Genomic DNA, 26,302 nt, shown 5'->3' with positions numbered 1-26,302 from the left:
GTTCTTTAGTTATGCTTTTAAATAGTGCTCAATCACTGTCGTCCAGTAACTGATATATAGGGTAACTCTCTTGCTGTTTAGTCTCAATCCCTTACGGGTTAAGCTATCTAGCGAGCCGACTATCTTATCATAATGATTAGGTTTGTCAAGCTGTTTTATAAATTGTTTCATCAGGTTAACTGGGTTATTAATGTGTAATCACACATCAGTTACTGCCAGTCCGTCTTGATGAGGGCGTATTATAGACGGTTTAAAGTCTGAGTCAAGACCTATTTTTATTTAATTCAAATAAACTTGGTGATTGAGTGAAATTAGTGAAATGGCTGCGCTGCTTTCGTTTTAATGGGATGGCGATATGCGGCGTTCCAAACAGAAGACAATAGGCTGTGCTCAATGCTCTTATCTATGCATTGGAGGTAACATTACGTCATCTGATGATTTGTTATCACTGATAATGTGGCTCTATTAGTATTTGAAATATCACTCTTACATAATGGCATTGATTTATACAACTGCGTCTCTTTGTACATCATGAGTCCGTCATAAATATATAAGACATAAAAAAGGAGCTTACCTAGCGGTAAGCTCCTTCATATAAATACTATAAGCTGTTTTAGCCACTTACTTTGGTTTTAACCGTCGTAACGATACCTGATAGCGCATAGATAATACCAATGGCTAGAATACCAACAGGTATGTCATAAAGCACAATACTCATGACAAGTACACCAATGATAAGCACGACAAAAGGAACTTTCTTTTTATCAAACTCTTTAAAGCTATAGTACTTAACGTTGCTGACCATAAGTAAGCCACAAGTAACGACCCAAGCAGCAAATAACAACATGACTGCTGTATCGTACTGACCAATCCACTCGTTATGATCAATAGCAACCATCACAGCAGACGTCACCAGTATAGCTGCCAAAGGACTTGCTAGACCAACGAAGTATTTCTTATCGACAATACCGACTTGGACGTTAAAGCGCGCTAGGCGAAAAGCCCCACAAGCGGTAAATACAAATGCACAGCCAAGACCAATACGACCCAATGGTTCTAGAGCAAAGCTATAAATCAAAATAGCAGGCGCAACGCCAAACGCAAGCATATCTGCTAAGGAGTCGTATTGCTCACCAAATGGGCTTTGGGCATTAAGCATTCGTGCCACGCGCCCATCAGCACCATCGAGAATAGCCGATAAAAAGATGGCCAAAGACGCTTTGTAAAACTCGCCTTGCGTACTGGCCAAAATCGAGTAAAAGCCTGATAGTAGCGATAAAGTCGTGATCAAGTTCGGTGCTAGATATACGCCGCGACTGACCACTCGCTGGCCTTCTGCCACCTCTGCCTCGATGACCTCAAAGGTCAAACCATCGTAGCTGTCATTATCCGCTAGGCGAATATTGAACTCATGCTCATCCATAAATGGTGGCTGGGTTGCTGCACTGTCTTTCAACAATCCATCATTGAGAGCCGTATCCTTTGAGGACACATGATTAGGTTGACCTGAGGGCGGTGGTGTATTGGTCATCTTAATATCCTTATTTGCCGACATTGCTACTCATCGAACCAGTTATTCACCAACTAACCAGCGCACATTGGTCGCGCTATCAGGTGTCAAATCAGGGGCATCAGCCACTTTTAGTGCAGGCTGTAAGAAACGAACGATCTCACGTGCATGATTGTCAAACTGCCATGGCGGATTGATAACCAGCAGACCTGTTCCATTAAGTCCAACGGCAACATCATTTGGATAAATATTCAATTCACACACCAACTGACGACGCATCTCAGTACGCTTCAGCTTTTTGTAGAACAATTCAACGGCTTCAATATTCTTAATAGGGAACCAAAGCGCGTAAGTGCCTTGTGGCCATTTATTGTAAGAATCTACTAATAAGTTGATAAGACGGGTAAAGTCTTTGTGCTCTTGCTCATAAGGAGGATCAAGAAAAATCAGGCCACGTTTTTCTTTTGGTGGAATGACCGCAGTGATACCTTCAAAAGCATCACGGTGATGGATACCGATTGGCAATTTATGTAGCTGATAGTTCAACGCATCATATTCGCTGGCTTTGGCTTCGAACGCTTCGCCGCGAACACCTGCCGTAGGATTTTGTTCAATATGATGAGCAATCCACCAAGGAGAACCAGGATAGACTTTATTGTCATAAGTAAATCGAGCTTGCTTGATACCTTCCATATACTGTTTGACAGCAGCAGGTGCTTTTTCAGTATCAGCATTTAATAACGCTTGGATACCACCTTTGGCTTCACCTGTCTTGCGTGCTTCTTCACTGCTTAGTGAATAAAGTCCGCGTCCGCCATAAGCGTCAAGCACATAAAAAGGTTTGTTTTTTTGTCCCAGTTGATTGAGCAGTTGTACCAATAAAATGTGTTTGACCACATCAGCAAAGTTACCAGCGTGGTAGGCGTGTTTATAGTTCATAATCTCAAAAGTTTAAATAAGAAAAATTGCATCTATGGTAGCATAGGCAGAGTAAAAGATAATGTGGTTTTGGTAAGTGCTTTCAATAAAAACGCATTCAATGATGATTTATTGACAGCTGATTGATAATAATGAGATGAAATGACGCAGATTATTAGCAACCTTAATGTGACAGAGTTGGTCGTCGATCAGCCGATAGGTCCGGATAATCCCCCATTACTGCTGCCAGACGCTTATAACAATAGCCAAGAAACGCTCACCCAACATGTCCTGCAAATGTCTGATTTTGCTGTGAGTTGGGAAGACAAGCTAACGGACCCACAGCTTGATACATTCGTCACTAACGGTTGGCTCATCATTGATGATGTGTTTAATAGTACTGCCTTATTAGCACTACAAGCAGAAAGCGGCTTTATTGACTATCGTGATGCTGCCTTGACCGCTGGTGTTCGCATCAGTGATATTCGCGGTGATAAGATACGTTGGATCACTGAAAACTTCTTTGCAGGCTTTTTTTATCTGGAAAGTATCAATGAGCTGGCTGCGCTGTTTAATCGTAGTTTGTTTGCGGGTATTCGTCATAGTGAAGCGCATTATGCTTGCTATCCGATTGGCTTTGGCTATCAATGGCACAGCGACAATCCTGCTGGGCGTGATGAACGTGTAATCTCGGCGGTGTTTTATCTCAATGATGACTGGGAAGCAACTGACGGCGGTGCGCTAGAAGTTGTCGATAAGCATGGTGTCCATCATGAGGTCATGCCAGTTGCCAATAGACTGATCATTTTTGACAGTGACTTACGCCATCAAGTGCAAATTGCACATCGTCAACGCTACTCTATCGCTACTTGGTTAAGACGTGATGATGCTGTGGTTTTGTTTGCTGCGCCCTGAGTATATTTGTCATTCGCTATGGCTTTAAAGAAGGTTTGTTAATTAAGGACAATGGTAATGCGTAAAAATTTATTCAGACATTCTATTTTAGTTATTATGTTGCCTTTACTTGCAAGCTGCGAGACGATTAATCATCAAAACTCCAATCAAAAAGTCAGTAAGCCTTTCTTCACCTATCACTTACTAAAATCCACTCCTGAAAAACCTATGATAGTTACACCAACAGCTATAACCACTGAATTTAAGTATGAGAATGGGTGCGTACTTGCCTTTGATGGAACAAGATGGATGACGCCAGTATTTCCAGAAGGACATGCAACTTTTGATCCTACTAACAAAACTCTAAACTTATTAGGCGTAACTTATCAAATGGGTGAAGTTGTTTTTGCTGGCGGCAATATGACTCCTTACGATAGAGACAACACTCAATCTTATAGTCATATCCCAGCCGAACATTGTATTACAGAGTATTTAGCAAAGTTTTATGGCGATTACGAAAAAATCTACTTAGATAGAAACTAAGATTTTTTTAGCCATAAAACATTCAATTTCTATATGTTTGTAGTACATCGTTAAATGATGATGACTAGAAAAACCTGATAAAAATAAGCTCGATTTTATAGCAAAAGACATTAACTCAACTTAACTAGGACCGTCATGAGTTCAGAAAATCATAGCAAAAACCACCAGCAAGAAACATTGGCATTAAGCATCAAACTGCTAGAACGCCCTTCTGTCACGCCAGATGATGATGGTTGCCAAGACATACTATCGGAGCGATTGGAAAAAGCGGGCTTTGACTGTGAGTTTATGTATTATGGTGATAGACAGGCAAAGGGCGAACACGCTGAAGTCAAAAACTTGTGGGCACGTCGAGGCACGACTGATCCTGTGATTTGTTTTGCAGGTCATACTGATGTTGTACCAACTGGTGATGCGAAGAACTGGACTTATCCACCGTTTACTCCCACCATTGCTGATGGGTATCTATGGGCACGCGGTGCCGCTGACATGAAAACAGGTATTGCTGCCTTTACTGTCGCAGCAGAACGTTTTGTCGCCAATCACCCTGAACACAAGGGTTCGATTGCTTTTTTAATCACCTCAGATGAAGAAGGCCCATCAATCAATGGCACAGTCAAAGTCATCGAGACCTTAGAAGCGCGTCAAGAAAAAATCACCTATTGCCTCGTGGGTGAGCCATCAAGTACTGATACTCTTGGCGATATTATCAAAAATGGTCGTCGCGGCTCACTAGGCGCAGAGCTTACCGTCACTGGTAAACAAGGTCATGTGGCCTATCCGCATTTGGCCTGTAATCCTATCCATGCCGCCATGTCAGCTTTGGCAGAATTGACCTCAGCGACTTGGGATAATGGCAATGACTATTTCCCTGCGACATCACTGCAAATCTCAAATATCAATAGTGGCACGGGTGCGACCAACGTCATCCCTGAAACGCTTGAGGCGGTCTTTAACTTTCGCTTTTCTACTGAAACCACTGAAGATGAGCTAAAAGCAAAAACGCATGCTATCTTTGACAAACACTTTGCTGATAGCAAAGCAAACTATACTATCAATTGGAAATTGTCTGGTCAGCCGTTTTTGACCCCTGAAGGGAAGCTGGTTTCTGCCTGTCAAAAAGCTATTAAATCAGTGACCGATGTTGATACTACCCTATCTACTTCTGGTGGTACTTCCGATGGACGCTTTATCGCGCCAACTGGTGCACAAGTGGTTGAGCTGGGTGTGCGTAATGCCACCATTCATCAGGTTGATGAAAAAGTAGAAGTCGATGACTTGGGCAAACTGGCACAGATTTATGAAGGTATTTTAGAGAACTTACTCTTAGATTAACTTCTTATTATCACTAAAAAAAGCGCCAAGTCTGATAGCAGACTTGGCGCTTTTTATTGCTTTAACGGATCTATTTTATTTTGGTTTTATTCTATACCAATATAGACATCAACTTGACCATATTCTAGATTGCCATCGATATAATGCTCAAAATCGACATCAAAAGTTCGAGTGTGCTCACAGCTGCGATCATTAAAGTATGTCCAAGCCTTTTCCCAAGCATTCATCACCGTGTATGGCATTCTGCCCTGCTCAGAGAATACCAAATACTTTCCTGCAGGAATATCTACTGTCACTAGGTTTGCAGCCTTAGCGATATTATCACTGTCTGATGGCTCTTGCTCACTGGCTACTTTCCAACTGGCAACCACGTCAAAAGCGCCGACCAAATCCTCACTCTCATAATTGTGATAGACACCATAGATGTCTTCGCCTTTAGGAAGATCACTGGCATGGTTTTGGTAAAACTTTTGCCATAAACGACCCAGTTTGGCCGTGTCTTCGCTGATTTCAGCATTATTGGTAGTACGAACGCTAATACCATTGCACGCTATCGCTTCTGGTAGCTCTTTAACTTCTGATGTCATGATTCGGCCTTTTGTGTTTTTTGATTTGATTTTTATTTCATAAATTTTTTGATGCAATATCTAAAATAATAAAGTCAATTAATCTGCTTCATCAATCCAGTTCATCTGAATGGCTTCTAAGATGCCTTCATTTGACTTCTGTGGATCATCATCAAAGCCTTCAAGTTCAGTCACCCAGCGATGCAAGTCGGTAAAGCGTATGTACTGTGGATCAGTCTCTGGGAATTTCTCATAAAGCTCAATAGCGATATCTAAGCTGTCTGTCCATTTTAGTTTTTGTGGAATCATAACGGTACCTTTTTTTAGCAGTGTTAAAACCAGTCGTTTAAAAGACGATGCGTTCGTTTTGATAACGTCACCTTGATAAGCGCTATCCTACCAAAATTCACCCAAGGATTATAGCCAAGTTGTTTTACTCTGCTATTTCTTAAGCTGACTTGTTTGACTTAATGGCGACTTGGTGTGCGTTCCAAGTAGTAATGATATCCGTCAAATGTTCGCCTGTCATGTCTAGGACTTCAGGAGTACACATCCCTTTATTATTGGTAAAAACAAACTTGGTCATGCCAACACCCATCAGCTGGTTTTTTACAAAGAAGTGATGCTCAAAATACACATATTTGTGATCCCACCCTGCCACGACACTACTCAGCGTCATTTTATCCAAAAACTTTATCTGTTTTAGATAAACCATCTCTTGCATGGCAATGACCCAGTTTAGGGGTTTGATACCTTTTTCATGGCAGTGCTTCATTACCCAGCGAGTGACATTTAGCTCAATAAATGACAAGTAGCGATAGTTTGGCAAGTGATCGCGAAACCCCATGTCGTGTGGTAGTACTCGATAGTGGCGAACAGTGGGTGCCATCAATGACTCTATACTAATTGTCTCACTCGTCGATTGCTGCTTGAGCTGTTGTTTGAGCAAACTGACCATAATAAAAAAACGCAGTAACATATTCATAAAAAACTCTCTAATTTTATTTCATTATAGTTATCATTGGCGATAATATTTGGTAATGCCATCTCGGCCATAAATGCCGCACACTCTAACGCAAAAAAAGCCACCTCAGTGACTTTTTTATTGAAAAGCGTATATTTAAAGATATAGGTCAGAGATTAGTGACCTGCGCCATTGATACTACGAACCATCTCTTCGACCATTTTCTTGGCATCACCAAAGATCATCATGGTTTTGTCCATGTAGAACAGACTGTTATCAAGACCTGCATAACCCGTGTTCATTGAACGCTTGATGACCATGACCGTTTGCGCTTTAGTGACTTCTAGAATCGGCATACCAAAAATTGGCGAGGTTGGATCATCTTTCGCAGATGGGTTTACCACGTCGTTCGCACCGATAACCAACACCACATCTGTACTCGCGAAGTCCGAGTTAATCTCATCCATCTCTAAAATATCATCGTAAGGTACATCGGCTTCCGCCAATAAGACGTTCATATGACCTGGCATACGACCCGCCACTGGATGAATCGCAAAACGTACATTCACACCTTCTTCTTTTAGCAGCTCATATAACTCTTTTACCGCATTCTGTGCACGGCCCTGTGCCATACCATAACCCGGTACAATCACAACACTACTGGCATTGGCCATTAAGAAACCCGCATCTTCTGCCGAACCAGCCTTGTAGTTCTTTGGTGCGCCATCATCGCCGCCCGCTGCCACAGCGCCTGTACCCATACCGCCAAACAAAACGTTAAGTAATGAGCGGTTCATGGCTTTACACATGATGTAAGATAAAATCGCACCTGATGAGCCAACGAGCGACCCTGCGATAATCAGCATTGAGTTGCCCAGTGTGAAACCAATGCCTGCTGCCGCCCAACCTGAGAATGAATTCAATAGCGATACCACTACTGGCATATCACCGCCGCCGATTGGCGCAATCCACATCCAACCGAATATAACGGCAATCACTGCCATCGCATAAAATGCGGGTAATGAGTCAGTAACGAAATAGACGCCGCCGAAACCAATCATCGCAATGAATAATAGTGCTTGGACAGGTTTTACCCAGCCGCCGACCAGTGTTTTAGCCCAGCTTTTAGCTGCTAATTTACCAAAGGCAAAGACGGATGCTGAGAACGTAATCGCACCGATGAAACAACCGATAAATAGCTCTACACGGGCAACAGCACCATGCTGTTGTTCAGTGTGTAATACTGTCGCCAGTGCAATGGCAACTGCTGCCAAACCGACAAATGAATGCATCAAGGCAACGGTTTCTGGCATTTGGGTCATCGCGACTGTTTTTGCCTTCCACATACCAACGAGGGCACCTAAAATCATCGCGCCAATAATTAACCACAGCACAGGGCCTTCTGCTAAAAAGAAGGTCGTGACGACCGCAATCGCCATCGCGACCATACCGAAGCGGTTACCTCTGATAGCGGTCTTTGGGCTGGATAAACCACGCAAGGTTAAAACGAAAAGAATCGCGCCGACCAGATAGAACCAATCTGCATTTGCCGCAATCATTGCTGAGAAATCGTTCATGCGTCACCTCCAACATCAGTGGTTGCTACTGGTGCTTTTTTTACTTTCGGTTTAAACATCGCAAGCATACGCTCGGTCACGGCAAAACCACCGAAGATATTAATACTGGCCAAAAATACCGCAAAAGCGCCAAGGATACTGGTCGGTGTAAAGATAGAACCATCAATGGTGACGGTCTGTAGCATGGCACCAACAATGACGATACTTGATAGTGCATTGGTTACCGCCATCAATGGCGTGTGTAGTGCAGGCGTAACGCCCCAAACGACGTAGTATCCGACAAAAATAGCGAGTACGAATACGGTAAAAATCGCGACAAATGGTGTACTGGCCATGGCGGCACCGGCGGGTGCTGACGCTAAAATAGTGGCAATCATCTAATCCTCCTAAAATTTATTCATGTCTGGCAAATGTGTGGTGACAAAGTTTATCGTGGTAGACCGTCAAACTAGCGTTTGGTCAGTCGTACCTGATTGTCATGTGTCACCGCCAGTGCGCCCTGAATCTCGTCTTCCATGTCTACGTTAAGTGCCAGCTTAGCTGATGCGTCACTTGCTGAAGTGTCATCACCAGCAGGTGCAATCAAGGTCGTAATAAAGTTAACCAAGTTATTGGCATACAAATCTGAAGACTGTGCTGCAAGCATCGATGGAATATTGGCAGCACCGACAATACGTACGCCATTGTCCGTGGTAATGGTTTGGTCAGGCACGCTGCCCTCGACGTTACCACCGGTACCAGCCGCCATATCGATCAATACTGAACCTGCTTTCATCTTAGCAAGGGTTGCGCCGTGCACCAGACGCGGAGCATTACGACCAGGAATCTGCGCTGTGGTAATGACGATATCCGCGTTGCTGAGCGCTTTGTCCACGACAGCCGCTTGATCTTTGACATATTGCTCGGATGGCGTCCAAGCATAACCACCGGTAGACTTAGCGGTCTCAGCTTCCTCTGCACTCATCGGCACATCCAGCCATTTACCACCGAGTGACTCCACCTGCTCGCGAGCCGTCGGACGTAAATCACTGGCTTCAACGACAGCACCCAAACGCTTGGCGGTTGCAATGGCTTGCAAACCTGCAACACCGACACCTAGGATAACGACCTTGGCGGGTTTAACCGTACCGGCTGAGGTCATAAACATTGGAAATGGACGTGAGTATTCATTAGCTGCTAGCAGTACTGCTTTGTAACCCGCAAGGTTGGCTTGTGATGACAAGACATCCATATTCTGAGCGCGTGACAAGGTGCGGGGTAATAACTCCATGGCAAAGGCGGTTGCACCTTTAGCCGCATAAGTGTCAAGCTGAGTGTTACGATAAGGATCGAGCATGCCAATGACAATCTGACCAGATGACAAGCCATCAATGGCTTCAGCTGGTAGGTCATTGACGGTGGTAATAATCTGAGACTGGGTAATGACCTCGGTGCTGCTACTGGCAATGTCGGCACCGGCAGCTTGATATAACTCATCAGCGTAGTACGCTGCTTGACCTGCGCCTGACTGAATGACAACGTTAAACCCAAGCTTACGCAATTTCTTTACCGCGTCTGGGGTTAGTGCGACACGGCTCTCGCTCGCGCTATCTGCACTGATTACACCGATTTTCATACCGTCTCCTTACTTATGTCAAATAAATACCTTTAATACCCTCAACGCACGTCTAAAAAGCACAGGGGACAAAAAACCTTATGTCATGGTTTATGCAACTTTACGACTAAAGATTATCAATTTAATAAATGATAGCTGATTTACCATCATGCCTTTTTATTATAGAGATATCATTGTGCAATTTTCATTGACTAATGATGACCAACAAGTAAGATAAAATTTTTGGTATTTACAACAATCACATAACTTTTATTGTTATATTTAAGCTTTTTACGTTTTCAGAAAATACTTACCCCTTATGCAACAAGGCGTAAACTGTATAATAGAGCACTCATCTCACTATCTAAAGATCAAAAATATAGCAAGAAAATAGATAAAGTAGTGATAGATAAGCAAAGCAAAACTCATGACTACCGTATAATAAGCATGCTTGACACTCTCATAACCTGATTATTGACACCCTATAATAAGGAATCATGATGTATTTTTTACTTTCTCCTGCCAAATCTTTGAATGAAAACGAGGCCATAGCCGTAAATCTGGGAAATTATTACAGTCAGCCTGAACTTATCGAACACTCACAATCATTGATGAAAATACTCAAGTCAAAAGAGCCCCTCGATTTACAGGAACTGATGAGCATATCCGATGATCTCGCCCAGTTAAATGCCACACGCAATCAGCAATGGAATTGGAGTCAGGATCAGCCATTTACTGAAGACATCTCTGGCAATACAGCAAAACCTGCAGGGTATTTGTTCGATGGTGACGTTTATACTGGTCTTGATATGTATCACATGGATAAAGATACGACTATCTACGTCAATGAACATTTAGGCATTCTGTCTGGGCTGTATGGTGTTTTAAAACCTTTAGATTTGATTCAACCGTATCGCTTAGAGATGGGCACCAAGCTGAAAAATGAGCGCGGTAATAACTTATATGAGTTTTGGGGTGAGGAAGTGACTGAGGTTATCAATACGCGGATGGCTGATAGCGACGATAAAACATTGATTAATCTCGCTTCTAATGAATACTTTAAGTCTGTAAAGAAAAAAGCATTAAATGCTGACATCATCACACCACGATTTGAAGATGAAAAAAATGGTCAATATAAAGTGATTAGCTTTTATGCCAAAAAAGCACGTGGACTGATGGTGAAGTATGCGGCAGATAATAAGCTGACCAATGCTGAGCAGCTAAAGCAGTTTGATCTAGCAGGATATTACTATTGCGCAGCCGCTTCTGATGATAAGACGTGGACGTTCCGACGTGATGCAGTGGATCAGTAGCAGTAGTAATAACTGTGATTAATCTCTGATGATAAACCCCTGATAGTCTTAAGATCTATCAGGGGTTCATTTTATGTATATAGAGTAAGTTATTCATAAATTATGGCTTATAAGAAATCAGTCATAGAGTGAAATCACTATAAAGAGAGTTTAATCTCTATTTTCACTGGTATTACGCTTCTTATTATCAAACAACGATTGCATCTAATATCGGAATATTAACCAACTAGTTGACGATGTTTGGCAAGATTTAGCCATTCTTAGACCATTGAGATGGCTAGCGAGTGAGTTGAAAACATGCCCTAGACTCTAAAGCGTAATTCATCTCTTGAGACATCCAAGACGACCGTCTGATCATAGACATTATAGGTGTGGAGGCGATCAATATTAGCCTCCCAATTGGGTTCGATATAACGCACAAAGGTTTCTTGATAGGAGGTCGGCGTCAACTCTTCTACCAGATATAAAGCAACTCTGCGCCCATATCTGATAGTACCATCCTGAGCCGTACGAAACAGCTGGCCATTTTTTCGGAATAATGCCCCGGCTAATCGTGATCCACGTACATCAATCTTCAAGGGTGAACAAGGGTGAATTATCCAATCGTCGGACTCCAATGTATCAGATGTATAAATATGCAACTCTAAATCCATGGTAAGCGTTGAAATCGAACCATGCGTCGTAAACAGATACCACAGTCCATCGTGTTCGATAACGGCACTATCTGCTGCTGAGACTCCTGAAACCAATTCATTGACCTTTTCCCACTTCTGAGGAAACTCTTTTGCTTTAAATAGGTTAATACACTTAGTCTCTGCGGCTTCTGGAATCATGTATATAGTATTGTTATGTTTAAATACATTCGGAAAACTTAGATGAGAGCGAATACCTAAGTCTACTGGGCCCGAGTTAATCACTTGATCGCTCTCGTTGAGCTCCACCCACTCTATACGGCCGATATTTTCTTTGTAATTTAAGCTCTCAAAAAATATGTAGCGCTTTGAGTCGTGTTCAATGTAAAAAGGGTCAGCCCAAAAACATCCTTTTTCAGGCAGTATTTCTGTATAGGTCTGTATCGATTGATCAATATGACCAATAAATATGCTCCACTGATTCAGATAAAAACTCTTATAGAACGTCTTTATCGTATAGTTTTTCAAAAAACTCGCCAAGTGCTTTACGGCTGTTCGCTGTTGCACCGCCTCATAGCTTGGGCGGTCATTGATTGAATGCGTAAAATCTGCACGTTCAACACCGACTTTATTTTTATGAAAATACCAATATAGTATGGATGCCGCGACACCATTTATTTTATGCTCGGTTAAATTATAGTCCCAATAAAATAAAGAGCCGTAACCTCTCCCAACCACTTTATCTACATTAAGATGCTCATTTAACAAGTGTAGCGTGACTACGCTATTTTCCCATTGTTCGGCAAACTGCCAGTACAATACAGATCCATTTCTTTGTGTGGTTTCATCGCCATAACGGAATAAAAGAATACCTTTTTTTGAAACACTCAAAATCCTTCCTGCCAAGGTTCGAAAGCCGAATTTTACCAGATAATCTAGATTGGCAGCTTCAAGCTTCTCAATTACTGAATCCTCAATCTCATCATAAATCTTATCCTGATGTGCCACTGATGTTATGACAGGCATATCGCCATCAGCCACTAAGTCATGGATAGAGTAACGCTTGGTATTACTCTTATTTCGAGAAAGCAAAGAAAATAGCTTTTGATTGATGGAAGGAATGGCTTTGGATAGCCGAGACAGGTTAGATGCTTGTTTTTTATCTCGTTGTACAGCAATACAAACCTCAACCTTGCCTTCATCGACGAGAGATTTTAATGGTCTGAACTTATACCATGCCAACGTTTCCTCTTCGACGAGAATCCCAAGCCTAATTTTTTTCATCATCATCACCTTGAATTGCGCAAAAGTTTGTGGCTGTTCAGCCATAGCAGGTGCTCAATTTTCCTTTGATAAAGTATCAGTCCATTGAATACATTCAAATAGTACCATATATAAAAAACTTTATATATTCAATGCCTTTGGTAATATGAGGTCGACTTCTTTGATCTCACTTGCACCGTGAGTATTGAAATTCTTAGAGATTAGATACAAAAAAGCTCTGCTATCTTTCGATAGCAGAGCTTTAGTGGTTAAACGAACTTTATGACGTTGGTCATACTTCTTACGAAAAGTGATTTGTCGAGGAAGATGAGCGAAAATAGTACCTATCGTACATTGAGCGTATCCGACAAAGAGAAATCACTTTGCAGTAGGAGTAAAATTACATCATGCCGCCCATTCCACCCATACCGCCCATTCCAGCGCCGCCGCCCATTCCAGCCATACCGTCATCACCTTGTGGTAAATCAGTAATCATGACTTCGGTCGTGAGCATTAGGCCTGCAACAGATGCAGCGTTTTCTAGTGCTGAACGTGCTACTTTAGCAGGATCAAGGATACCCATCTCTAGCATATCACCGTATTCACCAGAAGCTGCATTGTAACCATAGTTACCACTGCCACTTTTCACTTCGTTGACCACAACTGAGGCTTCTTCACCAGCGTTGGTCACGATTTGACGTAATGGGGCTTCCATCGCACGACGTAGGATATTGATACCCGCGTTTTGGTCATCGTTGTCGCCTGTTAGTTCAGACAATGCATTCATCGCACGTACTAGTGCAACACCGCCGCCAGGTACAACGCCTTCTTCAACCGCTGCACGAGTTGCATGTAGCGCATCGTCAACACGATCTTTCTTCTCTTTCATTTCAGTTTCGGTCGCTGCGCCGACTTTGATAACTGCTACGCCGCCAGCAAGTTTTGCAACACGCTCTTGTAGCTTTTCTTTGTCATAGTCAGAAGTAGACTCTTCGATCTGACGGTTAATAGATTCAACGCGGTTTTCGATATCAGCTTTGTTACCAGCGCCATCAACGATTACCGTGTTTTCTTTACCAACAGTCACTTTCTTAGCAGTACCAAGTTGCTCTAGAGTAGCAGTCTCTAAGCTCAGACCAATCTCTTCAGAGATAACCGTACCGCCAGTTAGGGTTGCGATGTCTTCTAACATTGCTTTACGACGATCACCAAAACCTGGTGCTTTAACTGCACAAGTTTTCAAGCCGCCACGCATGTTATTTACAACTAGAGTTGCCAATGCTTCGTTCTCTACGTCTTCAGCGATGATAAGCAATGGTTTGCTTTGCTGCATGACTTGCTCAAGTAATGGCACGATTTCGCGGATGTTGCTGATTTTTTTGTCAACTAGCAAGATATATGGGTTTTCAAATTCAGCCGTTAGGCTATCTTGTTTGTTAGCAAAATACGGGCTGATATAACCACGGTCAAACTGCATACCTTCTACTACTTCTAGGGTATCTTCGAAGCTTGAACCTTCTTCAACCGTGATAACGCCTTGCTTACCGACTCTTTCCATCGCTTGAGCAATCAACTCACCAATTTTGGTGTCTGAGTTAGCAGAGATAGAACCAACTTGGGCAATGGCTTTTGAATCATCAGCTGGCGTTGATAACAAATGGATTTGCTCAACAGCAGCACGTACCGCTTTGTCGATACCGCGTTTTAGATCCATTGGGTTCATGCCAGCAGCCACTGACTTCATGCCTTCTTGCAAGATTGACTGAGCCAATACAGTTGCAGTAGTAGTACCATCACCAGCGACATCATTTGTACGGCTAGCAACTTCACGGACCAACTGTGCACCCATGTTTTCAAATTTGTTTTCAAGCTCGATTTCTTTGGCAACCGATACACCATCTTTAGTGATGGTAGGCGCGCCAAATGATTTATCAATAACAACGTTACGACCTTTAGGGCCTAGGGTGACACGTACTGCATTTGCTAGAACGTTTACGCCGTCCATCATTTGTTTACGGGCATCTATGCCGAATTTTACGTCTTTTGCCATGTTAAATTACTCCACTATTATAAGTATGAGAATGCAATTGAATGATTTGATATTTGCTTATCAAAAGCGGTTATCAAAAACTGTGATTAAGATGTGCTGAGTATAAAATTATACTCAAAAGGACTAGCCTTCTAGCACACCCAATACGTCAGATTCTTTCATAATCAATAGTTCTTCGCCGTCAACCTTGACAGTTTGACCAGCATATTGACCGAACAATACTTTGTCGCCAGCTTTTACATCTAACGCGCGGGTTTCGCCGTTGTCACGAACCTGACCGTTACCCACTGCAAGCACTTCACCTTGTGATGGCTTTTCTTGAGCTGAACCAGGAAGCAAGATACCACCAGCAGTTTTTGTTTCTTCTTCTATACGGCGGACGACAATACGGTCATGTAAAGGACGAATGTTCATCGATATGACTCCAAAAAATGGGTTGTTTGAATTAAGGGTTTATTTGAATTAAGGGTTTATTTGAATTAAGGGTTTATTTGAATTAAGGGTTTATTTGAATTAATAGTCTCAATACCAGTATCTATAAGCGCTACCATTTAATAGTAGCCAGTCAAAGATACGCTTTGAGCTTGTAACAAAAAGTGGGGGCAAGAGGGACTGGCTTCAAGTGTAAAGCCCAAAAATTTACAAGAATTATCTCAGATAGCCGCCTACTGCTATCGCGATTTCACATCGTTATACCAATTGCCTATTATTTATTCTTATCTGGAGCGTTTTTGTAGCAACATTGACTACAAGAGCAACACACCATAGACAGCAAACACGCTTGAAAATGTAACCAATTATGACCATTATGGTGATTGTAAACACAATAATAGTGGTCAATAGCATCTGATATGCCAACACTATATTACTTAAGGAACATCTATGAGTTTTTTATCATCGAATAAAAATTCTAATAACACAAAACGCAGTAAGTCTAAGTTTTTGACCGCCTTAACTTCAGGCGCTAGTATTGCTGCCATTGGAGCATTGAGTATGACCGCCCCTACCATCGCCAGCGCTAAGACCGTTCAACCATCAACCGCCAATTATAGCTTTACGGTTGAGGATAAATACAAAGGAACTGCGACTCGTGCACTCAGCAAATCTGGTAATACTTGGAAATACAATGTCAGTGCTCGAGTAGCAGGCGTGGCGAGTGCCTCACAAAACAGCACCTTTACCATCAATGGCAATAATGTCAGTCCGACCCAAGCCAGTACGACGTATAAACTATTGGGCATTGGCCGTACCCTCAAACTTGACTTTAATCCAAGTAGTAAGATAGTTACCAGTAACTATAAGGGTAAGTCGACGACTATGACTATGTCGCAACAGGCCTTTGACGATTTGAGTCTTGAAGTGCAAATTCGCCAAGACCTGCTGAACGGTAAATTCTCTGGTAATTATTACATGGCGAAGAAAGACAAAATTGAAAAGACCCCCTTCAAAAAGTCTGGCAGCACCAAAATTACCGTACCAGCGGGCACTTTTGATACCGTACGTGTTGACCGTGTCCATGATGACGATAGCCGCTCTACCAGCTTTTGGTTGGCGCCGAGCTTAGACTATCTACCAGTGAAAGTCAGTCAAATTAATGATGGTAAGAAAATGGATCTAGAATTGACTAAGATCAACTAATCCAATTGTTTTTAATTGGTATTATTAAACAAAAAAGCGGTGCTCTAAATCGAGCGCCGCTTTTTTATGGTATTAAAACTATAGGTACGACTTGATAAGAAACAGATTGCTCAAGCTATTAGTTTAACTATTTAACGACGAGGCTGTTTGACCACGTTGTTCATCGAAGGCAGGCGTTTGAGCAAAATAAACAACCAAACGTTGATGGCAAGTAATAGTAAGAAATCCGTTAAATATACGGTTATTTCGGCCCAGCTACTGCCATATATACGAGTAAACAGCACCACACCACTCGCCCCCAAATATACAAGGGTAAACATACTGCTTATCAATAATGCATAGGGTGAGCGTCCACGTAATATCCATGGCGTCAAAATAAATGCTGGGACTAGCCATAATGCTTGCCAAGCGATACCGCCAATAATGTCAGGGCTACTTGGGTTAAAGACACTGATAAAAATAGGTAGTCCAAGCAGTCTATACACTAGCCAAATCAACCAAGTGACCATCAAGCGCTGCGCAACAGGTGCAATCGGCTTAATGCCTTTAGGGAGCTTACTATTGGAGCGGTTTGTGGCCATTAGATATTTTAATTTCCTAAATGAATAATATACTGCTGAATATAAATAGTTAGTGAGTGCTTATAATCAAGTGGTTATAAGTATTCAATCATAGACTTTGAGACCTAGACAATGCTAGGTAGCAGGTTTATAAAAATTGCTTATCGACCCCAGTTTGCTTGCGCTAATGCAGTAGCAGCAATTGCCAAACGACGACCCTGTGCAATCCCTAGCTCACGCTCGTCAGCAGATATTGGCTGATCATGAGATGCCCCACTAACATGACTGGCACCATAAGGCGTACCGCCACGATGAGTACGATTGAGCGCTGGCTCTGCATAGGGCACACCCACGATGACCATACCGTGATGCATCAACGGCAACATCATGGTCAGTAAAGTCGTTTCTTGACCGCCATGCATGGAGCCCGTCGCCGTAAATACCGAGGCTGGTTTGTTCTGCAAGTTTCCTGCTAGCCATAGCGTGACGGTATTATCCCAAAAGTACTTCATAGGCGCTGCCATATTCCCAAAGTGCGTTGGGCTGCCAAGCGCCAGACCGCTACAGTCTTTTAGATCATCCATCGTACAGTACAAGTCACCCTCATCAGGTATCGCAGGCTTGTGGGCAGTGGTTTCGGGCGCAACTGTCGGTACAGTGCGGATACGAGCGGTCATACCAGCATCTTCAATACCTTGAGCGATAGCATATGCCAATGTCTTCGTCGTACCGTAATTAGAATAATAAAGCACCAAAACATAAGGGGCGGTCTGACTCATTAGCAACACTTCCTCATAAAGTCGTTCACGTGGTAATTAATAGCAGTCATCTACAATCTAATACTGCTACAACATAACGTATAACTGGCATTGTAGAACATGTGCACATTATGCCCGAGTCATTCACTGACATGCAAATAACCTTAGTTTATAACATGACTTATGTGGTTCATAATTTAGCTTATAGAGTCACTCCACTATAAAAGTGTGACTGCATTAACCTCGCTTAAAGTATTTAATATACCTCTACACTCGGTTGCCTTGTACTACTTTTAAATTGAATCAACTATATTGTATCGGAGCTTATATGGTATCGAGGGCCTTGATCTGATACTGCTTTTTGTGCATTTTGACACAATTAAACCGCAGATGATAACGTCTCATGTTTGTTACACTATTGTCACTACTACTCTTGCTAAATGGTCGACATGGAAAAATTATCACAAAAACTCCCGTTTTTACAACAACGTTGGTTTCAGTTCTTACGGTTTTTGACTCGGCATTTTTTTGAGGATAATTGCCAGCAAAAAGCCGCATCTCTGACCTACACTACTATGTTATCAATCGTACCTGTATTGACGGTACTACTGATGATCCTGTCCTCCGTACCAGCACTCGCGTTGGTTAGGGCACAGATCTATGAAGTGATCTATAGCAATCTATTGCCGCAATCGAGTATGCAGGTCAGTGAGTACATCAACAGTTTTGCCGAAAAGTCTTCCAACCTGACTATCATCGGTGCCATGATTTTATTCCTCACGACCATCATGACATTGACCACTATTGAGCGTGCCTTTAACCAAATCTGGCGGGTAGAAGACCGCTCAGGTGGTCTTAAAAGCATGCTGCGTTATTGGACTATTGTAACCTTGGGACCTTTGGTATTAGGTACTGCCTTTATCGCCTCAAGTGCCGTGCAGAGCCTGAGTTTTCTCAATCGACAAATCGCAGGTTATGGCATTGATTGGGGTTTTTGGGTACAGATGGTATCGATTGGTATCACCATGGCAGGTTTCATCGGTATGTATTGGTTTATCCCTAAAGCGCGCGTCCCTGCAAAGAATGCTGTCATCGCAGGCGTGTTTGTGGCTGTGGTTTTTGAATTGATGAAGCATCTGTTTGGTACAGTCATGGCCAACTTTACCAGCTATGAAGCCATTTACGGCGCTTTTGCTGCTCTACCGATATTCTTGTTATGGATTTACCTGTCATGGAATCTGATTTTACTGGGCGTTGAAATCAGCTATACCTTGACGATTTTTGAGACAAAAGAGGTCTACCCTCGCCACCCATTACTTAGCTTACTCGATATGCTGAACTTGGTTTATACCCACCACTTAACAGGCGAAGCGGTCAGCGAGCAGGCGCTGCGCAGCGTACTAGGACGAAAAGAGCTACCAAAGTGGTATACCTATATCAATTACCTACAAGACAGCAATCTCATTACCATGACAGAAGATAATGACTATGTGCTCAAAAAAGATCTGAACGCAATGACGTTATGGGATTTTTATCGCACCCTGCCTTATCCGTTACCGATCAAGGATGAGCTCGATGAGATGAAGCCAGAAGACCAAAAACCTTGGCTTAGCTTATTGATAGATCGTTTTGAGCATACTGAAGCCTATGCTAAGCAGCAGCTGCATCTGCCATTGAGCGCTATTTTTGCCAACAGCGAACCGCGCAAAAAATCATCTGGTAAACATGATGATGCCAAATTTTTTAGAAAGACAAAGGCTGCAACAGATGCCTCGTTGACAAGAGGTGATGCCAATCTTGAGTCATCCGCACATTTAGATCCAATGGCTTATGATAAAGACAGCGACGTTGACTACGATGATCATCAAAACGAAGCCATTATTCCAATAGGATCTGCTGAGCAACCTAGCGAGTCGGATACGACCAGACGTACTCATAAAAACGCAATCATTACAGAAGCAGACAACCCTACAGCCTCTTAAGTGACTTATCTGAGTTGAGGTGTATGATTTGAAGCAAATTGACCAAGATAATGACGTTTTGATATGTGAGAGCCTGTTTAAGGTAAATGAATAAACAAGTCATAAAAAACTGTTTTTGGAGACCTTAAAACTGATGGCCATAAATAAAAACAATAAAAAAAGTGTCTGGGAAAGTACGATTCATGCCAGCCAAGCGAAGCTAAAGCAGTTGACTCAGCTGTGGTCGATACAGACATTAACTGACTTGCCTGACCGCCTTAGGAACTTATGGCAATGGCTGATCGGTTCTTACTGGTTTATTCCAACCGCTTGTGTGATTGTTGGTATTTTACTGGCGCCTTTACTGGTGACTATTGATCAGCACTTTGATCGCGAGACGGTGCGAGAGATCTCCTTTGCTTTCACTGGTGATGATGATGCAGCACGCGCCATCATGACTGCCATTGCTGGTGCTGTATTGGGTGTGGCTGGCACGACATTTTCGATTACGATTGCAGTGCTGTCTATGGCCTCGTCACAGTTTGGCCCTCGGTTATTGCGCAATTTTTTGACTGACACACCAAATCAGTTCGTATTGGGTGCTTTTATCGGTACCTTTAGTTATAGTTTACTGGTATTAAAATCCATTCATAAATATGATGTGTCTTTTGGTGTGCCACAATTAGCTGTCACCTTTGCCATCATTATGGCGATTATTTGTGCCCTCTTATTGGTGTACTTTGTACAGCATATGGTACATGCCATTCAAGCGTCTCACGTCATCCAAAACGCCAGTAACGATGCCATTCTCAATATCGATTACTGGTACGACGATCGATGCGATATTCAGCATCAGCGCGACACTGAGCACCATGATATTGATCAGTTTCATCGCTGGTCTGCCACGCCTATCTATTCCCCGCAAACTGGTTATTTGCAGCAAATATATCTTGAGTCCTTGATCACACTGTCTCAGGATTATGGCGGTGTGGTACAAATGCATGTTAATTTGGGTGAGTATGTCACTGACAAAAATGTCATTGGTTATTTTTATCAGCGACCAGTCGACCACCCTAATAATCAACAAAAAACAGCCACACCGCATTTGGCAGTGATACCGCGAGCACCTGACGGCTTGTTTTGGCAGCGCTTTACAGGCTGCGTGCGACTCGAGCAACGACTGGCGCATTCTAATGACATTGCCTACAGTTTAGGTCAAATGACTGAGATTGCCGTACGAGCATTGTCCCCTGGTATCAATGATCCAAAGACCGCCGTCAACTGTGTGCAATCATTGACCAGCTGCTTGAGTATCATGATGCGTCGACAGCCACCAAGCGCTTATCATTTTTATATACCGCAGCCAGATGTTCATATATCGCAGTCAGATAATACTTTCACCAATGATATGATCGAGCCTCAGCGCCTAGCGATACTGGCATTGGTTACCCATACGCCTACAATATCTGACTTTATTGACGTATCAATCGGTGAAATACGTCGTTATGCAGCAGCAGATTTGATGGTACTAAAAGCGCTCTGTCAGGCTATGGTCAATTTGAATTATGCACGGGTCAATCAGGCACAACAGCAAACGCTATTGCATGAGCTAAATCTGATTCAACGGGCGGGAGAGGATAATCTGAGCTATCCAGAACTCATCACAGATTTAACCGCTATGTGTGAGCAGGCTAAGCAATTTATTCTTGATGATGATGCGCAGCACAAACACTTTGATTATATCAGTGAGTTTGCAGCTGATATTCGTCAGGCATTACAAACGCAGTCCAGCTAATACAATACTCAGTTGCTAGTATAAGGGCATGTTAGATATTCAAACATGCTATTGATTATGAATAAAGCCGCTATCAATCCACATCAACAACGCTAGTTTTTATGAGCCTTGTACTTAGAATACTTTTTATTTTTATACGAGACCTACTTTATGGCACCCGCAACCAGCCTGACCATCCTTGAAATCAGCGCCATATTTTTATCGATCACTGCCCTACTGACCTATGTCAATCACCGTTTTATCGGCTTACCCACCACCATTGGCGTGATGGTCATCTCTATTTTACTGTCTATCGGCGCGATATTTTTGGGCTTCTTGGGCTTTGATCAACTGATTGATTACGAAGTCAGCTTATTGGAGCAGCTTGATTTTACCGAAGTGTTATTAGATGGCATGCTATCCATGTTGCTGTTTGCTGGAGCACTACATGTCAATATTAGTGATCTGAGGCGCTATAAATTGCCTATCGGTATTTTGGCTGGTATCGGCACTATCGTGTCGGCGATGCTGATTGCCACCGCAATTTACTTTATGTTGCCACTACTGGGTTTCGGTTTACCCTTTCTGTGGTGCCTGTTATTCGGTGCTCTGATATCGCCGACTGATCCCATTGCTGTGATGGGCATTCTCTCATCAGCCGGTGCGCCAAAGAGTATCGAGACTGTCATCGCAGGTGAATCATTATTTAATGACGGTATTGGCGTGGTTATTTTTGTGCTGCTACTTGGTATTTTATCGAGCGGCGATATCCCAACTGCCAATTATGTTGCACATACATTGGCAGTCGAGGCTGGTGGCGGCATTGTCTTTGGCTTGGTACTCGGGGCAATTTTGTATTACATGCTCAAAAGCATCGATAGCTATCAAGAAGAGGTGCTGTTGACATTAGCAGGCGTCATCGGTGGCTATGCGCTGGCTAGTCACTGGCATCTGTCTGGCCCACTTGCCATGGTCATGATGGGCCTAATGGTTGGTAATCGAGGCCGAGCGCTGGCAATGAGTGATAAAACACGTCACTACATTGATTTGTTTTGGGAATTGATTGATGAGATTCTAAATGCCATCTTGTTTGTACTCATTGGTCTAGAAGTCGTTATGATTGCTTATTCAGGCAATTTATTTATCGCAGCAGGTTTAACCATTCTGATAGCTTTGGTTGCTCGATTCATCGTGGTAGGCATGACGACTAAGACCTTTCATCGTCAATTGGATTTGCCCACCGGTGCTTGGAAAGTGCTGACCTGGGGTGGACTACGTGGTGGTATCTCCGTTGCCCTAGTATTGCAATTACCTATGGGCACTGAGCGCGATATATTATTGGCACTCACTTATGCGGTGGTGATTTTCTCTATCTTGGTACAAGGCCTCAGCGTTGGTAAAGTGGCCAAAAGCATTCGTAAAGATGAAAAAACAGTAGAGGTATAAGCTGCAAATATAACAGGTAAAAAAAGCCAGCATAAGATAATTACCTTATGCTGGCTTTTTTAACTTAAGTTTCAATGCTATATCAAGCCTTTTTGTTTCATATTACGATAGACCACGATAATAATGAGCAGGTTAGAGACCAGTATCCCAAGCTTAAACCAATCAAAAGGGCTAACGATTAAATAGTAAATCTCTATAGGAATAAATACCCCGTATCCTAGCACCCCGAACCAATATGCCCATGTTTTGTCATGCCACAAGCCATAAGCTTCGAGAAAGCGCAAACTGGCATAAGCAAATATCAGTAATAAGAACATCGGCCAGTTTTTGCTTGCCTGCTGAGCAATACGTACAGCACTGTCGATTTGCGGTGCGAGCAGATGACCAAAGCTGCGCTGCCAAGTGACCGTTGCCGTCGTCAGCCAATGCTCAAGATTGGTATGCCACCACCATAATGCCCCTGCTCCCAATAACGCACCAACACCTTTGACTACCTCATAAATGGCCACTGCTTTGATAGATTCGCTGGCTGTGCTGGGCGGTTTGGCTTGTTGACTACTCTCAACACCCCTTTTATCACTCAAGGATGGCGGCAAATGGTCATCCTGTCGGGGCAAATTAGCCAAAGAATGTCTCCACAACACGTCCTTGCAACTGCTGATTGAAAAACGGTGTATTCTTACCGTTTGAAAGCATTGATTGTGCCGTCACTTGCCATTCAAGATTAGGGTCGACCAATACTGCACCACCGATGGCTTCATACTGCTCACTAATACCGGCAATTTTGGCAGGGTTGAGACAGATTTTATCTACCAGTTGCGCGAGTGTTAAGACATCATCATTCACTAGCTGACATGCCAGCGCCATAAACGTATCAAAGTTTGATATACCTGGCGTACTTTCAGCAAACGGCGCTTTTTTGGCCGTACTGTTTAGTGGCTCATGATGACTACAAATTGCATCGATAGTGCCGTCTTTTAGTCCGCGGCGAATGGCTTGCTGGTCCGTATTACTACGCAGTGGTGGCAATACATAAGCCTGAGCATTGAAGCCTTCTAAGTTATCATCGGTTAAGTACAGCTGATGCATCGCCACATCACAAGTGACTGGCAGACCTTTGTCTTTTGCCCAGCGCATAAGCTCGATAGATGACTTACATGATAGCTGACTAAAGTGAGCCGCAATACCAGTCTCTTCAACCATCAGTAGCTGCGTAGATAAAGCGACTGTTTCTGCAATCCAAGGAATCCCTTGCAAGCCATGATAAGACGCAATGTAGCCCTCATGTGCCACCCCATCTCCAGACAGACTGGCCTCATCAGGATAAAAGAATACCTTCATACTAAACGTCGCTGCATACTCTAATGTACGTAGGAGCACTAGGTCATTACGAAAAGGTCTACGCGCATTAGATACCGCGATACAGCCACCTTTTTTAAGACCTGCGATATTAGACGGCCGTTCGCCCTCTAGCCCCGCAGTCAATGCGCCCAAAATATGTAAGTAGATACCGCCATCTTCCAAGGCTCGCTCACGAAGCCCTTTTAAGAGGGAGCCATTTTCTAAGATAGGGTTGGTATCAGGTGGCGTCACCACATGTAAGAACCCATTACCACGCGCAGCACTGCCTTCTGATTTTAGCGTGCCGTGTTGCTGTTGGCCTGGCTCACGCAAGCGTGCACATAGATCAACCAATGGTGGTAATAGCCACATCTCACGACCCAATTCCAGTGTGGATAGCTTTTCTATTGTGGTTTGAGACAGCGACTTTTTAAAGGCGGTTGGCAATTGGTCAATAATGGGTGCATCAGTATTCAGCATGGTAGACATAACGTTATTACCGTATCAATAAAATGAAATAAATGAGAATAAGGTCGCGCGATAGACTGTTACTTGCCAGCCGCTTGATGAGCACGCTGACCTTCCATCGCAAGCGATAAGACCGCCATTCGAATGGCAATACCGTTATTTACCTGCTTTAAAATCACGGATTGTGCGCCATCAGCCACGCTAGAGGCAATCTCAACACCGCGGTTCATCGGCCCTGGGTGCATAACCAATGCATCAGGCTTGGCAAGCGCCATACGCTCTGGTGTGATTCCGTAATGCTTATAGTATTCACTTGATGACGCCAATAGCGGCGAACCGATACGCTCATTTTGTATTCTTAATCCCATGATGACATCACAGTCAGTGACGCACTCATCCATGTTCTCATATACCTGCACACCGAAACGCTCAATGCCTTTGGGCAATAGAGTGCGCGGCGCACAAACACGGATGTCTGTCACACCTAGCGTTTGCAATGCACTGATATCAGAGCGTGCTACGCGTGAGTGCTTAATATCCCCAACGATTGCGATAGACAGCTCTTCAAATGAACGCGGTGCCTCACGGTGAATGGTCAACATATCGAGCATTCCTTGAGTAGGGTGTCCATGCCAGCCATCGCCGCCATTAATGATAGCAATATCAGGCGTCACTTCTGTCGCCATAAAATGCGCGGCACCTGATGCCGAGTGGCGTACCACAAAGATATCGGCTGTCATTGCCTGTAGATTCCACAGCGTATCGCGTAGGCTCTCGCCTTTTTTGGTACTAGAGCGTTCGATATCGATATTGAGTACGTTTGCCCCTAGTCGTTTTTCGGCCACTTCAAACGTTGTGCGCGTACGCGTCGATGGTTCAAAGAACAGGTTCATTACTGTATAGCCCTCTAACTCAGGACGATTGATCAGCTGCCCATTGTCATCAAAGAAAGTCTCTGCTTTTGCAATGATCGCCTGTAGTTGGGCCTTGTTGAGACCTTCAACGCCCAAAAAGTGGCGAATACTACCATCAGTATTGAGCTGCGGACGACTGAGTGACGTATTGAGCCTTTGATGAATGGTACTAGGATCAAATTTTGCATAATCAGTCGGCGAAATCGTATGCATAGAGCTGCTATCGAGAGAATTTGACATAATGACAAGTCTTTATAGTAGGTTTATATGGGTCTATATTAAT

At 43.2% G+C, this 26,302-nt stretch carries 24 protein-coding genes; 8 read left to right on the top strand and 16 right to left on the bottom strand.

The window, feature by feature from the left end; translation table 11 throughout:
* Positions 1-613 precede the first annotated feature (613 nt).
* Positions 614-1,423: a CDP-diacylglycerol--serine O-phosphatidyltransferase gene (gene pssA / locus IP510_RS12780; RefSeq protein ID WP_194365214.1), complete on the bottom strand. Its 810-nt coding sequence runs from the start codon at positions 1,421-1,423 to the stop codon at positions 614-616.
* Positions 1,424-1,573: 150 nt separating this feature from the next.
* The gene (locus IP510_RS12775; RefSeq protein ID WP_194365208.1) at positions 1,574-2,449 is read right to left on the bottom strand and encodes a 23S rRNA (adenine(2030)-N(6))-methyltransferase RlmJ; all 876 of its coding nucleotides are present in this window, start codon (positions 2,447-2,449) and stop codon (positions 1,574-1,576) included.
* Positions 2,450-2,590: 141 nt separating this feature from the next.
* Between IP510_RS12775 and IP510_RS12770 the strand changes: the two genes are divergently transcribed.
* The 3 genes from IP510_RS12770 (at position 2,591) to dapE (ending at position 5,200) form a co-directional block, all read left to right on the top strand.
* The gene (locus IP510_RS12770; RefSeq protein WP_194365207.1) at positions 2,591-3,343 is read left to right on the top strand and encodes a 2OG-Fe(II) oxygenase; all 753 of its coding nucleotides are present in this window, start codon (positions 2,591-2,593) and stop codon (positions 3,341-3,343) included.
* Between the two features lie 57 nt (positions 3,344-3,400).
* On the top strand, positions 3,401-3,865 hold the full coding sequence (locus IP510_RS12765) for a hypothetical protein (RefSeq protein ID WP_194365206.1): 465 nt from the start codon (positions 3,401-3,403) through the stop codon (positions 3,863-3,865).
* A gap of 135 nt (positions 3,866-4,000) precedes the next feature.
* The gene (gene dapE, locus IP510_RS12760) at positions 4,001-5,200 is read left to right on the top strand and encodes a succinyl-diaminopimelate desuccinylase (RefSeq protein ID WP_194365205.1); all 1,200 of its coding nucleotides are present in this window, start codon (positions 4,001-4,003) and stop codon (positions 5,198-5,200) included.
* An 86-nt stretch (positions 5,201-5,286) separates the two neighbouring features.
* On the opposite strand, the gene IP510_RS12755 is transcribed toward dapE, so the two are convergent.
* The 6 genes from IP510_RS12755 to IP510_RS12730 form a co-directional block, all read right to left on the bottom strand.
* The gene (locus IP510_RS12755; RefSeq protein ID WP_194365204.1) at positions 5,287-5,787 is read right to left on the bottom strand and encodes a GyrI-like domain-containing protein; all 501 of its coding nucleotides are present in this window, start codon (positions 5,785-5,787) and stop codon (positions 5,287-5,289) included.
* Between the two features lie 78 nt (positions 5,788-5,865).
* Positions 5,866-6,075: a Fe-S cluster assembly protein IscX gene (gene iscX, locus IP510_RS12750; RefSeq protein ID WP_010196865.1), complete on the bottom strand. Its 210-nt coding sequence runs from the start codon at positions 6,073-6,075 to the stop codon at positions 5,866-5,868.
* A gap of 139 nt (positions 6,076-6,214) precedes the next feature.
* Complete coding sequence (locus IP510_RS12745; protein ID WP_194365203.1) at positions 6,215-6,751, bottom strand: acyl-CoA thioesterase; 537 nt, start codon at positions 6,749-6,751, stop codon at positions 6,215-6,217.
* A gap of 155 nt (positions 6,752-6,906) precedes the next feature.
* Positions 6,907-8,307, bottom strand: coding sequence for an NAD(P)(+) transhydrogenase (Re/Si-specific) subunit beta (locus tag IP510_RS12740; RefSeq protein WP_370463038.1), 1,401 nt, complete (start codon positions 8,305-8,307; stop codon positions 6,907-6,909).
* The gene (locus IP510_RS12735) at positions 8,304-8,642 is read right to left on the bottom strand and encodes a proton-translocating transhydrogenase family protein (RefSeq protein ID WP_197177695.1); all 339 of its coding nucleotides are present in this window, start codon (positions 8,640-8,642) and stop codon (positions 8,304-8,306) included. Before IP510_RS12735 ends, IP510_RS12740 begins: the two co-directional genes overlap by 4 nt.
* 113 nt (positions 8,643-8,755) lie before the next feature.
* Positions 8,756-9,922 (bottom strand): NAD(P) transhydrogenase subunit alpha, encoded by a 1,167-nt coding sequence (locus IP510_RS12730; protein WP_194365202.1) that lies wholly within the window; start codon positions 9,920-9,922, stop codon positions 8,756-8,758.
* 479 nt (positions 9,923-10,401) lie between these two features.
* On the opposite strand from IP510_RS12730, the gene yaaA reads away from it, so the two are divergent.
* A complete protein-coding gene (gene yaaA, locus IP510_RS12725; protein WP_194365201.1) occupies positions 10,402-11,214 on the top strand; it encodes a peroxide stress protein YaaA in 813 nt (270 codons plus the stop codon).
* A 302-nt stretch (positions 11,215-11,516) separates the two neighbouring features.
* Here yaaA and IP510_RS12720 read toward each other — a convergent pair whose 3' ends face one another.
* From IP510_RS12720 to groES, 3 genes are all read right to left on the bottom strand, one after another.
* The gene (locus IP510_RS12720; protein WP_194365200.1) at positions 11,517-13,175 is read right to left on the bottom strand and encodes a hypothetical protein; all 1,659 of its coding nucleotides are present in this window, start codon (positions 13,173-13,175) and stop codon (positions 11,517-11,519) included.
* 334 nt (positions 13,176-13,509) lie between these two features.
* The gene (groL, locus tag IP510_RS12715) at positions 13,510-15,159 is read right to left on the bottom strand and encodes a chaperonin GroEL (protein ID WP_194365199.1); all 1,650 of its coding nucleotides are present in this window, start codon (positions 15,157-15,159) and stop codon (positions 13,510-13,512) included.
* A 123-nt stretch (positions 15,160-15,282) separates the two neighbouring features.
* Positions 15,283-15,573: a co-chaperone GroES gene (gene groES, locus IP510_RS12710; RefSeq protein ID WP_057758860.1), complete on the bottom strand. Its 291-nt coding sequence runs from the start codon at positions 15,571-15,573 to the stop codon at positions 15,283-15,285.
* A 468-nt stretch (positions 15,574-16,041) separates the two neighbouring features.
* Between groES and IP510_RS12705 the strand changes: the two genes are divergently transcribed.
* Positions 16,042-16,797 carry a DUF3108 domain-containing protein gene (locus IP510_RS12705; RefSeq protein WP_194365198.1) on the top strand — a complete coding sequence of 252 codons (756 nt, stop codon included), beginning with the start codon at positions 16,042-16,044 and terminating at the stop codon, positions 16,795-16,797.
* A gap of 131 nt (positions 16,798-16,928) precedes the next feature.
* Here IP510_RS12705 and IP510_RS12700 read toward each other — a convergent pair whose 3' ends face one another.
* Positions 16,929-17,378, bottom strand: a complete 450-nt coding sequence (locus tag IP510_RS12700; RefSeq protein ID WP_194365197.1) for a hypothetical protein — start codon at positions 17,376-17,378, stop codon at positions 16,929-16,931.
* Positions 17,379-17,518: 140 nt separating this feature from the next.
* Positions 17,519-18,136: an NAD(P)H:quinone oxidoreductase gene (gene wrbA / locus IP510_RS12695; protein ID WP_194365196.1), complete on the bottom strand. Its 618-nt coding sequence runs from the start codon at positions 18,134-18,136 to the stop codon at positions 17,519-17,521.
* Between the two features lie 428 nt (positions 18,137-18,564).
* Between wrbA and IP510_RS12690 the strand changes: the two genes are divergently transcribed.
* From IP510_RS12690 to IP510_RS12680, 3 genes are all read left to right on the top strand, one after another.
* Positions 18,565-20,097, top strand: coding sequence for a YihY/virulence factor BrkB family protein (locus IP510_RS12690; protein WP_194365195.1), 1,533 nt, complete (start codon positions 18,565-18,567; stop codon positions 20,095-20,097).
* Between the two features lie 133 nt (positions 20,098-20,230).
* Positions 20,231-21,871 (top strand): DUF2254 domain-containing protein, encoded by a 1,641-nt coding sequence (locus IP510_RS12685; protein WP_194365194.1) that lies wholly within the window; start codon positions 20,231-20,233, stop codon positions 21,869-21,871.
* Between the two features lie 150 nt (positions 21,872-22,021).
* Positions 22,022-23,296, top strand: coding sequence for a cation:proton antiporter (locus IP510_RS12680; protein ID WP_194365193.1), 1,275 nt, complete (start codon positions 22,022-22,024; stop codon positions 23,294-23,296).
* 77 nt (positions 23,297-23,373) lie between these two features.
* Here the strand turns inward: IP510_RS12680 and IP510_RS12675 are convergent, their stop codons facing one another.
* Genes IP510_RS12675 through IP510_RS12665 form a run of 3 tightly spaced genes read right to left on the bottom strand, consistent with a single transcriptional unit; the run spans position 23,374 to position 26,259 of the window.
* Positions 23,374-23,922 carry a DUF2127 domain-containing protein gene (locus IP510_RS12675; protein ID WP_227669759.1) on the bottom strand — a complete coding sequence of 183 codons (549 nt, stop codon included), beginning with the start codon at positions 23,920-23,922 and terminating at the stop codon, positions 23,374-23,376.
* Positions 23,915-25,126, bottom strand: a complete 1,212-nt coding sequence (locus IP510_RS12670; RefSeq protein WP_194365191.1) for a dihydroorotase — start codon at positions 25,124-25,126, stop codon at positions 23,915-23,917. The genes IP510_RS12675 and IP510_RS12670 overlap by 8 nt, the downstream gene beginning before the upstream one ends.
* Positions 25,127-25,185: 59 nt before the next feature.
* The gene (locus IP510_RS12665; RefSeq protein ID WP_194365190.1) at positions 25,186-26,259 is read right to left on the bottom strand and encodes an aspartate carbamoyltransferase catalytic subunit; all 1,074 of its coding nucleotides are present in this window, start codon (positions 26,257-26,259) and stop codon (positions 25,186-25,188) included.
* Positions 26,260-26,302: the final 43 nt, after the last annotated feature.

Source organism: Psychrobacter sp. NG254, assembly GCF_015277735.1.
Taxonomy (GTDB): Bacteria; Pseudomonadota; Gammaproteobacteria; order Pseudomonadales; family Moraxellaceae; genus Psychrobacter.
This window is presented reverse-complemented; position numbering and strand designations above follow the sequence as displayed.

What these genes read in the sequence shown, in the direction of transcription:
- IP510_RS12775 (WP_194365208.1), bottom strand. Translation starts at nt 2,449, where the DNA reads ATGAACTATAAACACGCCTACCACGCTGGTAACTTTGCTGATGTGGTC.
- groL (WP_194365199.1), bottom strand. Translation starts at nt 15,159, where the DNA reads ATGGCAAAAGACGTAAAATTCGGCATAGATGCCCGTAAACAAATGATG.
- groES (WP_057758860.1), bottom strand. Translation starts at nt 15,573, where the DNA reads ATGAACATTCGTCCTTTACATGACCGTATTGTCGTCCGCCGTATAGAA.
- IP510_RS12665 (WP_194365190.1), bottom strand. Translation starts at nt 26,259, where the DNA reads ATGTCAAATTCTCTCGATAGCAGCTCTATGCATACGATTTCGCCGACT.
- IP510_RS12705 (WP_194365198.1), top strand. Translation starts at nt 16,042, where the DNA reads ATGAGTTTTTTATCATCGAATAAAAATTCTAATAACACAAAACGCAGT.
- IP510_RS12690 (WP_194365195.1), top strand. Translation starts at nt 18,565, where the DNA reads ATGGAAAAATTATCACAAAAACTCCCGTTTTTACAACAACGTTGGTTT.
- IP510_RS12730 (WP_194365202.1), bottom strand. Translation starts at nt 9,922, where the DNA reads ATGAAAATCGGTGTAATCAGTGCAGATAGCGCGAGCGAGAGCCGTGTC.
- IP510_RS12745 (WP_194365203.1), bottom strand. Translation starts at nt 6,751, where the DNA reads ATGAATATGTTACTGCGTTTTTTTATTATGGTCAGTTTGCTCAAACAA.
- IP510_RS12770 (WP_194365207.1), top strand. Translation starts at nt 2,591, where the DNA reads ATGACGCAGATTATTAGCAACCTTAATGTGACAGAGTTGGTCGTCGAT.
- iscX (WP_010196865.1), bottom strand. Translation starts at nt 6,075, where the DNA reads ATGATTCCACAAAAACTAAAATGGACAGACAGCTTAGATATCGCTATT.
- IP510_RS12700 (WP_194365197.1), bottom strand. Translation starts at nt 17,378, where the DNA reads ATGGCCACAAACCGCTCCAATAGTAAGCTCCCTAAAGGCATTAAGCCG.
- IP510_RS12755 (WP_194365204.1), bottom strand. Translation starts at nt 5,787, where the DNA reads ATGACATCAGAAGTTAAAGAGCTACCAGAAGCGATAGCGTGCAATGGT.
- IP510_RS12765 (WP_194365206.1), top strand. Translation starts at nt 3,401, where the DNA reads ATGCGTAAAAATTTATTCAGACATTCTATTTTAGTTATTATGTTGCCT.
- dapE (WP_194365205.1), top strand. Translation starts at nt 4,001, where the DNA reads ATGAGTTCAGAAAATCATAGCAAAAACCACCAGCAAGAAACATTGGCA.
- IP510_RS12680 (WP_194365193.1), top strand. Translation starts at nt 22,022, where the DNA reads ATGGCACCCGCAACCAGCCTGACCATCCTTGAAATCAGCGCCATATTT.
- IP510_RS12735 (WP_197177695.1), bottom strand. Translation starts at nt 8,642, where the DNA reads ATGGCCAGTACACCATTTGTCGCGATTTTTACCGTATTCGTACTCGCT.
- wrbA (WP_194365196.1), bottom strand. Translation starts at nt 18,136, where the DNA reads ATGAGTCAGACCGCCCCTTATGTTTTGGTGCTTTATTATTCTAATTAC.
- IP510_RS12740 (WP_370463038.1), bottom strand. Translation starts at nt 8,307, where the DNA reads ATGAACGATTTCTCAGCAATGATTGCGGCAAATGCAGATTGGTTCTAT.
- IP510_RS12670 (WP_194365191.1), bottom strand. Translation starts at nt 25,126, where the DNA reads ATGTCTACCATGCTGAATACTGATGCACCCATTATTGACCAATTGCCA.
- pssA (WP_194365214.1), bottom strand. Translation starts at nt 1,423, where the DNA reads ATGGATGAGCATGAGTTCAATATTCGCCTAGCGGATAATGACAGCTAC.
- IP510_RS12720 (WP_194365200.1), bottom strand. Translation starts at nt 13,175, where the DNA reads ATGGCTGAACAGCCACAAACTTTTGCGCAATTCAAGGTGATGATGATG.
- yaaA (WP_194365201.1), top strand. Translation starts at nt 10,402, where the DNA reads ATGTATTTTTTACTTTCTCCTGCCAAATCTTTGAATGAAAACGAGGCC.
- IP510_RS12685 (WP_194365194.1), top strand. Translation starts at nt 20,231, where the DNA reads ATGGCCATAAATAAAAACAATAAAAAAAGTGTCTGGGAAAGTACGATT.